Origin of the sequence: Streptomyces sp. NPDC045470 (assembly GCF_040646595.1) — a bacterium.
Taxonomy (GTDB): Bacteria; Actinomycetota; Actinomycetes; order Streptomycetales; family Streptomycetaceae; genus Streptomyces.
Genome location: NZ_JBEZAN010000021.1, coordinates 20,639 through 30,438 on the forward strand (window position 1 = coordinate 20,639; position 9,800 = coordinate 30,438).

General features: G+C 73.4%; 1 protein-coding gene. It reads left to right on the top strand.

The window, feature by feature from the left end; translation table 11 throughout:
- Nucleotides 1-39: 39 nt before the first annotated feature.
- Nucleotides 40-9,774: a type I polyketide synthase gene (locus tag AB0A97_RS35685; RefSeq protein WP_361158255.1), complete on the top strand. Its 9,735-nt coding sequence runs from the start codon at nucleotides 40-42 to the stop codon at nucleotides 9,772-9,774.
- Nucleotides 9,775-9,800: the final 26 nt, after the last annotated feature.

Sequence of the window (9,800 nt, forward strand, 5' to 3'; positions counted from 1 at the left end):
ACCGGCCAGCGCCGCGACTTCTTCGACGAGGTGAGTTAAGTGAGCGAGGAGAAGCTTCGCTATTTCCTCAAGCGGGTGACCGCCAACCTGCACGAGACCAGGCAGCGCCTGCAGGAGATGGAGGCGGCCGGCGGCGAGCCCATCGCCCTGGTGGGCATGGCCTGCCGCTTCCCCGGCGGGGTGCGCAGCCCCCAGGACCTGTGGCAACTGCTGGACGCGGGCCGCGAGTCGGTGGCCGCACTGCCGCGCGATCGCGGCTGGGACCTGGGTGACGACGGCACCGGACAGGACGCCGCCGAGGTACAGGCGGGCAACTTCCTGCACGACGCCACCGGCTTCGACCCCGCCTTCTTCGGGATCAGTCCGCGTGAGGCGGTGTCGATGGACCCGCAGCAGCGGCTGCTGCTGGAGGTGGCCTGGGAGGCGCTGGAGCGCTCCGGCATCGACCCGTCCGCGCTGCGCGGCAGCCCGACCGGCGTGTTCGCCGGCGCCTCCGCCTCCGGCTACGGCTGGGCCAGCGGCGCCCAGGGCGACCTGGACGGGCACGTGATGACCGGCAACGCGATGAGCGTGCTCTCCGGCCGCCTCGCCTACACCCTGGGTCTGGAGGGCCCGGCGGTCACCGTGGACACCGCCTGCTCCTCGGCGCTGGTCTCGCTGCACCTGGCCTGCCAGGCCCTGCGTGCGGGAGAGTGCTCCATGGCCCTGGTCGGCGGTGCCTATGTGGCCGCAACCCCGGTACTGTTCACCGACTTCAGCCGCTCCCTGGGACTCTCCTCGGACGGCCGGTGCCAGGCGTTCGGGGCCGGCGCCGACGGTATGGGCGTGGCCGAGGGCGTCGGCGTCGTGGTCGCCGAGCGGCTCTCCGACGCACGACGCAACGGCCACCGCGTACTCGCGGTCGTACGGGGCAGCGCCGTCAACCAGGACGGTGCCTCCAACGGCCTGACCGCCCCCAACGGCCCCGCTCAGCAGCGTGTCATCCGCGCCGCCCTGGCCGGTGCGCACCTGACGGCGTCCGAGGTGGACGTGGTGGAGGCACACGGCACCGGTACCCCGCTGGGCGACCCGATCGAGGCCCAGGCCCTGCTGGCCACGTACGGCCAGGAGCGCCCCGAGGGCCGGCCGCTGTGGCTGGGTTCGGTGAAGTCCAACATCGGCCACGCCCAGCAGGCCGCGGGCATGGCCGGAATCATCAAGATGGTCCTGGCCCTGCAGCACGAGAACCTGCCGCGCACCCTCCATGTCGAAAAACCCACCGACGAGGTGGACTGGTCGGCGGGTGAGGTCAGGCTGCTGTCCGAGCCGGTGCCGTGGCCCAGTGGCGAGCGGGTGCGCAGGGCGGGTGTCTCCGGTTTCGGGATGAGCGGCACCAACGTGCACGTGATCCTGGAAGAGGCCCCGGCCGAAGAGGCCGAGGAGACCACGGATCCGACCGGGCAGGAGGGCCCGAACGCGGGCGAGGGTGAGGCGGAGGCCCTGTCCGAGTCGGCGCAGCACGGTCCGGACCAGGAGGCCGTGTCGGCTCCCGCGCCGGCGCTGCTCGTTGACGGCGGTCCCACGGCCTGGCTCCTCTCGGGACGGTCTGCGGAGGGACTTGCCGCACAGGCGGGACGGCTGCGGGAGTGGTCGGCCGAGCGCCCCGCCCTGCGTCCGGCGGACGTGGCCTGGTCGCTGGCGGCCACCCGATCGGTCTTCGAGCACCGTGGTGTGGTCGTGGCCGACGAGCACGCCGCACTTCTGTCCGGGCTGGACGATCTGGCTTCCGCAACGGCTACTGCCGATACGGTTGTTGGCGTTGCTCGGGCCACGGGCCGTACGGTGTTCGTGTTCGCCGGGCAGGGTGCGCAGTGGGTCGGTATGGGCCGGGAGCTGTTGGTCTCGTCGCCGTTGTTCGCGGCGCGGTTGGCGGAGTGCGAGGCGGCGCTGGCGCCGTATGTGGACTGGTCGCTCAGCGAGGTCCTGGCGGGTGTGGAGGGTGCTCCCGCGCTGGAGGCGGCTGAGGTTGTTCAGCCTGCGTTGTGGGCGGTGATGGTGTCGCTGGCCGCGGTGTGGGAGGCCGCTGGCATCGTGCCGGATGCGGTGGTGGGGCATTCGCAGGGGGAGATCGCTGCGGCGACGGTGGCGGGGATGCTGTCGCTGGAGGATGCGGCGCGGGTGGTGGCGGTGCGTTCGCGTGCGTTGTCGTCGCTGGATGTGGCCGGGGCGATGGTGTCGGTGGTGATGCCGGCTGACGCGGTGCGTGAGTTGGTGGCGGGTTTCGACGGGCGGTTGTCGGTGGCTGCGGTCAACGGCCCGGCGTCGGTGGTGGTCTCCGGAGAAGCGGAGGCGCTGGCCGTCTTCGAGCGGGAGCTGGCGGCGCGGAAGGTGCTGCGCTGGCGCGTCCCGGCGACGGATTTTGTTGCGCATTCGGCGGCGGTGGAGCCGCTTGCCGCCCAGCTTGAAGTGGAGCTGTCGGGTATTGCCCCGCAGGCGGGCCGGGTTCCGATGGTCTCCACGGTTACGGGGGAGTGGCTGGCCGGGCAGGAGGTGGATGCCGGGTACTGGTTCGCGAACCTGCGGCAGACGGTGCGCTTCGAGGACGCCGTGCGCACGCTGCTGGAATCCGGTTACGGGGCGTTCATCGAGGTCTCGCCGCATCCGGTGCTGACGGCCGCGGTGACCGAAACAGCCCAGGACACGGACGCGGGCACCACCCCGGTGCTGAGCATCGGCACCCTGTCGCAGACCGACGCGGGCGCGGCCGGTCTGCTGCGCGCCCTCGCACACGCCCACGTGGCGGGGTTGCCGGTGGACTGGCGCAAGGTCCTGCAGGCCGGTGAGGTGGTGGAGCTTCCCACCTACGCCTTCCAGCACCGCCGTTACTGGCTGGAGCCCTCCGCCGCAGCCTCCGCCACGGCCGCCGCAACCGCTTCCTCGGACGCCGAGGCACGGTTCTGGGCCGCCGTCGAGGGCGGCGACCTGACCCACATGGCCGAGGTGCTCAACCTGGACGACGCGCACGCGCTGGGCGAGGTGCTTCCTGCCCTCACCTCCTGGCGCCGCCAGGAACAGGACCGGTCGGCCACCGCCGACTGGCGCTACCGCATCACCTGGGCACCGGTGGCCGACCCGGCCGCCACCGTCCTCACCGGCCGCTGGCTGCTGCTCACCGGACCCGAGGGCGCCGGCCCGGCCCGGGCCTGCGCCCAGGCGCTCGCCGCCCGTGGGGCCGACACCACCGTCGTGGAGGTGCCCGCGGACACCGTGGACCGCGTCGCGATGGCGGACGTCCTCGGCCAGGCACTGCAAGAGACCACGGCACCGGCGGGCATCGTCTCGCTGCTCGCCCTGGACGAGACGCCGGTGCCCGGGCACCCCGCGGTCCCGGGCGGCCTGGCCGGCACACTGGCCGCGGTACAGGCACTGGGCGACACCGGGGTGGACGCCCCGCTGTGGGTACTGACCCGCGGCGCCGTCGCCACCACCGCCCAGGAGCCGCCCGTCACCCCGGCACAGAGCCTGACCTGGGGCTTCGGCCGGGTCGCCGCCCTGGAGCACCCCGACCGCTGGGGTGGACTGATCGACCTGCCCGCCGACTTCGACGGGCCGGACGGCGCGGACGGACAGATCACGGCGCGCCTGTGCGCGGTGCTGGCCGGCTGCGGCGAGGACCAGACCGCGATCCGGCCGGCCGGCATCTTCGGCCGCCGGCTGAGCAGGGCCGGCCGCCCCCGTGGCGAGGCCGGATCGTACGCACCCGGCGGCAGCGCCCTGGTCACCGGCGGCACCGGTGCCATCGGCGGACGCGTCGCCCGCTGGCTGTCCGGCCGTGGCGCCGCCCGGCTGGTGCTGACCAGCCGCTCCGGGCCCGCAGCCGCCGGAGCTGCCGTCCTGGCCGCCGAACTGGCCACCGCGGGCAGCCGGGTGGACGTCGTGGCCTGCGACGTCAGCGACCGCGCCCAGGTCGCCACGGTGCTCGGCCGGATCGCCGCGCAGGGCCCCAAGCTGACCACGGTGCTGCACACCGCCGGCGTCAACCAGGCCACTCTGGTGCAGGACACCGACCTCGCCGAGACGGACGCCGTACTGGCGGCCAAGACGGCCGGCGCCCTGCACCTGCACGACCTGACCCGCGAACTCGGCCTGGAACTGGACGCGTTCGTCCTGTTCTCCTCCATCTCGGCCACCTGGGGCAGCGGCCTGCAACCCGCCTACGCCGCCGCCAACACCTACCTGGACGGTCTCGCCGAGCACCGCCGGGCCCACGGTCTGCCCGCCACCTCGGTGGCCTGGGGCTCCTGGGGCGGCGGCGGCATGACCGACGAGGCGGGTGCGGCACAGGGCATCCGCCGCGGCCTGATCGTCATGGACCCGGACCACGCCGTGCAGGCGCTGGCCCAGGTCCTGGACTGCGGCGAACCACAGATGACCGTCGCCCACGTGGACTGGCAGCGGTTCGCGCCGCCGTTCACGCTGCGCCGCCCCAGCCCGCTGATCGAGAACCTGCCGGAGGTCCAGGAGGTGCTGGCCGCCGACGGGCCGCACGCCCCGGGCAGCGGTGACACGGCAGCCGGCCCGCACGCCGGCGCCTCCTGGCGCCGACAGCTGGCGGGCCTGTCCCGCACCGAGCAGAAGCGGACACTGCTCACCCTCGTCCAGACCCAGGCGGCCGCGGTACTCGACTACGCCACGCCCGGCGAGGTCGAGGCCACCCGCGCCTTCAGCGACCTCGGTTTCGACTCGCTGACCTCGGTCGAACTGCGTGACCGGCTCAGCAGCGCCACCGGCCTGCACCTGCCCGCCACCCTGCTGTTCGATGCCCCCACGCCCGGCGCCGCCGCCGCATTCCTGCTGGCCGAACTGGCCGAGCTGCCCGGCACACCGGACGGCACGCAGGCCGACGCGTCGCACGCCGCCCCCGTCCTGGCGGCGGCCGCGGACGAACCACTGGCGATCGTCGGCATGGCCTGCCGCTACCCGGGTGGGGCGAGCGGCCCGCAGGAGCTGTGGAACCTGGTCACCGCCGGGACCGACGCCATCTCCGTACTGCCCGAGGACCGCGGCTGGAACATCGAGGACCGCCAGGGAGACCCCCAGGGCCCCGTCCGCTCCGGCGGCTTCGTCTACGACGCTACCAACTTCGACGCCGGCTTCTTCGGAATCAGTCCGCGTGAGGCGGTGTCGATGGACCCGCAGCAGCGGCTGCTGCTGGAGGTGGCCTGGGAGGCGCTGGAACGCTCCGGCATCGACCCGTCCGCGCTGCGCGGCAGCCCGACGGGCGTCTTCGCCGGCGCCTCCGCCTCCGGCTACGGCTGGAGTTCCGGAGTACAGAAGGAGCTCGACGGCCACCTGGTGACCGGCATCTCCACCAGCGTGGTCTCCGGCCGCGTCTCCTACGTACTGGGCCTGGAGGGCCCGGCGGTGACGGTGGACACCGCGTGCTCCTCCTCCCTGGTGGCGCTGCACATGGCCGCCCAGTCCCTGCGCTCCGGCGAGTGCACGCTGGCACTGGCCGGCGGGGTCATGGTGGCGGCCAACCCGCTGCTGTTCGACCAGTTCAGCCGGCAGATGGGGCTCTCCCCGGACGGCCGGTGCAAGCCGTTCGGGGCCGGCGCCGACGGTATGGGACTGGGTGAGGGCGCCGGCATGCTGGTCGTCGAGCGGCTTTCCGACGCGCGTCGCCATGGGCACAAGGTCTTGGCTGTCGTACGGGGCAGTGCGGTCAACCAGGACGGTGCGTCCAACGGTCTGACCGCGCCCAACGGGCCGTCGCAGCAGCGGGTGATCCGCGCCGCCCTGGCCAACGCCCGTCTCACCCCTGGCGACGTGGACGTGGTGGAGGCGCACGGCACCGGTACCCCGCTGGGCGACCCGATCGAGGCCCAGGCACTGCTGGCCACCTACGGCCAGGACCGCGGCGAGGCCGACCCGCTGTGGCTGGGTTCGGTGAAGTCCAACATCGGTCACACCCAGGCTGCCGCCGGTGTCGCCGGCGTCATCAAGATGGTGCTGGCACTCCAGCACCGCGAGCTGCCGCGCACCCTGCACGCAGCCGAGCCCTCCCCGCACATCGACTGGTCGGTCGGCGACGTCAGGCTGCTGACCGAAACGGCCCCGTGGCCGGGGAAGGGCCGAGTACGCCGCGCCGGCGTCTCGTCGTTCGGCATGAGCGGCACCAACGCCCACCTCATCCTGGAGGAGGCCCCGGCCGAGCGGCCCGAGGAGACGGACGCCGATGGGGTCCCCGCCCCGGCGGACACTGTGCCTGCCGTTCTTGCGGCGGGTGGGGCGTCGGCGTGGTTGGTGTCGGGTCGGTCTGCGGAGGGTCTTGTTGCGCAGGCGGGTCGGTTGGGGGAGTGGGCGGCTGGGTGTGCTGCGTTGCGTCCGGTTGATGTGGCGTGGTCGTTGGCGGCTACGCGGGCGGTGTTGGAGCACCGGGGTGTGGTCGTGGCTGGTGACCGGACGGGCCTGTTGGACGGGGTGCGGGGTCTGGCGGCCGGTGAGTTGTCGCCGGGTGTGGTGTCGGGGGTTGCTCGGGCCACGGGTCGTACGGTGTTCGTGTTCGCCGGGCAGGGTGCGCAGTGGGTCGGTATGGGCCGGGAGCTGTTGGTCTCGTCGCCGTTGTTTGCGGCGCGGCTTGAGGAGTGTGCGGTGGCGTTGGCGCCGTATGTGGACTGGTCGCTGACCGATGTGTTGGCGGGTGTGGAGGGTGCTCCGGCGTTGGAGGCGGCTGAGGTTGTTCAGCCTGCGTTGTGGGCGGTGATGGTGTCGTTGGCCGCGGTGTGGGCGGCGGCGGGTGTGGTGCCGGATGCTGTGGTGGGTCATTCGCAGGGGGAGATTGCTGCGGCGACGGTGGCGGGGATGCTGTCGCTGGAGGATGCGGCGCGGGTGGTGGCGGTGCGTTCGCGTGCGTTGTCGTCGCTGGATGTGGCTGGGGCGATGGTGTCGGTGGTGATGCCGGCTGACGCGGTGCGTGAGTTGGTGGCTGGCTTCGACGGCCGGTTGTCGGTGGCTGCGGTCAATGGCCCGGCGTCGGTGGTGGTCTCCGGAGAAGCGGAGGCGCTGGCTGTTTTCGAGCGGGAGCTGGCGGCGCGGAAGGTGCTGCGCTGGCGGATTCCGGCGACGGATTTTGTGGCGCATTCGCCGGCGGTGGAGCCGCTGGCTGCCCGGCTTCAGGCGGAGCTGTCGGGCATCGTTCCGCGGGCGGGCCGGGTTCCGATGGTCTCGACGGTTACGGGGGAGTGGCTGGCCGGGCCGGAGGTGGATGCGGGGTACTGGTTCGCGAATCTGCGGCAGACGGTGCGTTTCGAGGAGGCCGTCCGCAGCCTGCTGGAGGCGGGTTACGGGGCGTTCGTCGAGATCTCCCCGCACCCGGTGCTGACGGCCGCGGTGAGCGAGACCGCGCAGGACGCAGTCACCGCCGAGGTGCTGAGCATCGGCACGCTGACGCAGGCCGATGCCGGTGCGGCCGGCCTGCTGCGCGCCTTCGCGCAGGCCCATGTGGCGGGGCTGCCGGTGGACTGGCGGAAGGTGTTGCCGGCCGGTGAGGTGGTGGAGCTGCCGACTTACGCGTTCCAGCACCGCCGTTACTGGCTGGAGCCCTCCGCCACCGCCACAGCAGCCGCTGCCGCGGTCGCCGCTGGCGGGTCCTCAGCCGCCGAGGCGCGGTTCTGGGCCGCCGTCGAGGGCGGCGACCTGTCGGGTGTCGTGGACACCCTGGCCCTTGCGGATCAGGAGCAACTGAACGGCGTACTGCCCGCGCTGGCGTCCTGGCGGCGCCGGGAACTGGAGCGTTCGGCTACCGAGAGCTGGCGCTACCGGATCACTTGGGCGCCGGTGGCCGACCCGGTACCGGCCCGGTTGGCCGGCCGCTGGCTGCTGCTCGTACCGGCCCAGGAGGTCGACGGGGCGTTGGCGCGTCAGTGCCGTGCGGCGCTGTCCGCCCGTGGTGCGGACGTTGTCGTGCTGGAGATGGCCGGGGCTGCCGGCCGTGAGGCGGTGGCCGATCAGGTCCGCGCTGTGTCGGCGGCGGACGGGTTCGCGGGTGTTCTGTCCCTGCTGGCGTTGGACGAGACGCCGATGCCGGGCCATCCGGCGCTGACCGTGGGTCTGGCCGCCACCCTCGCCCTGGTGCAGGGCCTCGGCGATGCCGAGGTGGACGCCCCACTGTGGGTGGCCACCTCCCACGCGGTGGCCGCCGCACCCGGCGAGCCGCCGGTCCGCCCGCTGCAGACACAAGTCTGGGGCCTGGGGCGGGTCGTCGGTCTGGAGCACCCCGAGCGCTGGGGCGGTCTGGTCGACCTGCCCGCCGACTTCGACGGGCCGGACGGGCAGGTCGCGGCGCGGCTGGGCGCGGTACTGGCCGGCTGTGGTGAGGACCAGGTGGCGATCCGAGCGGCCGCCATCCTGGGCCGGCGACTGACCCACGCCCCACAGCCCGTCCTGCCGGACCGGCCGTGGACGCCGGGCGGCACGGTCCTGGTCACCGGCGGCACCGGCGCCATCGGCGGACACGTCGCGCGCTGGGCGGCCGGGCGCGGCGCCCGACGGCTGGTGTTGACCAGCCGCTCCGGCCCCGCAGCCGCCGGAGCTGCCGCCCTGGCCGCCGAACTGGCCGCTACGGGCAGCCGGGTGGACATCCTGGCCTGCGACGTCAGCGACCGCGCCCAGGTCGCCGGGACGCTCGGCCGGATCGTCGCGCAGGGCCCCACGCTGACCACGGTGCTGCACACCGCCGGGATCGGGCAGGCCGTGACGGTAGCCGAGGCCGACCTGGCGGAGACGAACGCGGTATTGGCGGCCAAGGCGGCCGGAGCCCGGCACCTGGACGAGCTCACCCGCGAACTCGGCCTCGACCTGGACGCGTTCGTCCTGTTCTCCTCCATCTCCGCGATCTGGGGCAGCGTCGTGCAGCCCGCCTACGCCACCGCCAACACCTACCTGGACGGCCTCGCCGAACACCGCCGGGCCCGCGGCCTGCCCGCCACCTCGGTGGCCTGGGGCCCCTGGGGCGGCGGCGGAATGACCGACGCGGAGACCGCCGGACGGCTGGCCCGCGGAGGCGTGGCGCTGATGGACAAGGACCGCGCGGTCCAGGCCCTGGCACACCTCGTGGACGGCGGGGAAGGGCCGCTGACCATCGTCGATGTCGACTGGTCGCGATTCGCCGTGCCGTTCACGCTGCGCCGCCCCAGCCCGCTGATCGCCGGCCTGCCCGAGGCCGCCGCGGCCCTGGCGGCAGAGGCGGCCGCCCCGGCCACCGATCCGGCCGCGGGAGCCTCGCTGCGCGAGGAGCTGGCCGGGCTGCCGAGTGCCGAGCAGCACCGGGCACTGATCCGGCTGGTGCAGGAACACGCGGCCGCGGTACTCGACTACGCCGCACCCGGCGAGGTCGAGGCCACCCGCGCCTTCAGCGACCTCGGCTTCGACTCGCTGACCTCGGTCGAACTGCGTAACCGGCTCAGCAACGCCACCGGCCTGCAACTGCCCGCCACCCTGCTGTTTGACCACCCCACCCCGCAAGCGGCGGCCGACCACCTGTGGAGCGAGCAGTTCCAGGACGGCGCGGGCGCGGTGTCCCTGGTGGAGGAGGTCGACCGGCTCGGGTCGCTGCTGACCGGGTCGGCGCCGGACGAGAAGACGTACGACATGGTCACCGAGCGCCTGCACCACCTCCTCGCCCAGTGGAAGGAGAGCGGCGCCCCGCAGGAAAGCCAAGCGGTCGCGGACAAGATCGGATCCGCAACGGACGACGAGATATTCGAGTTCATCCACCGAGAACTCGGCCGGTAACCGGCCCCCCTCAGGTGCGGACAGCA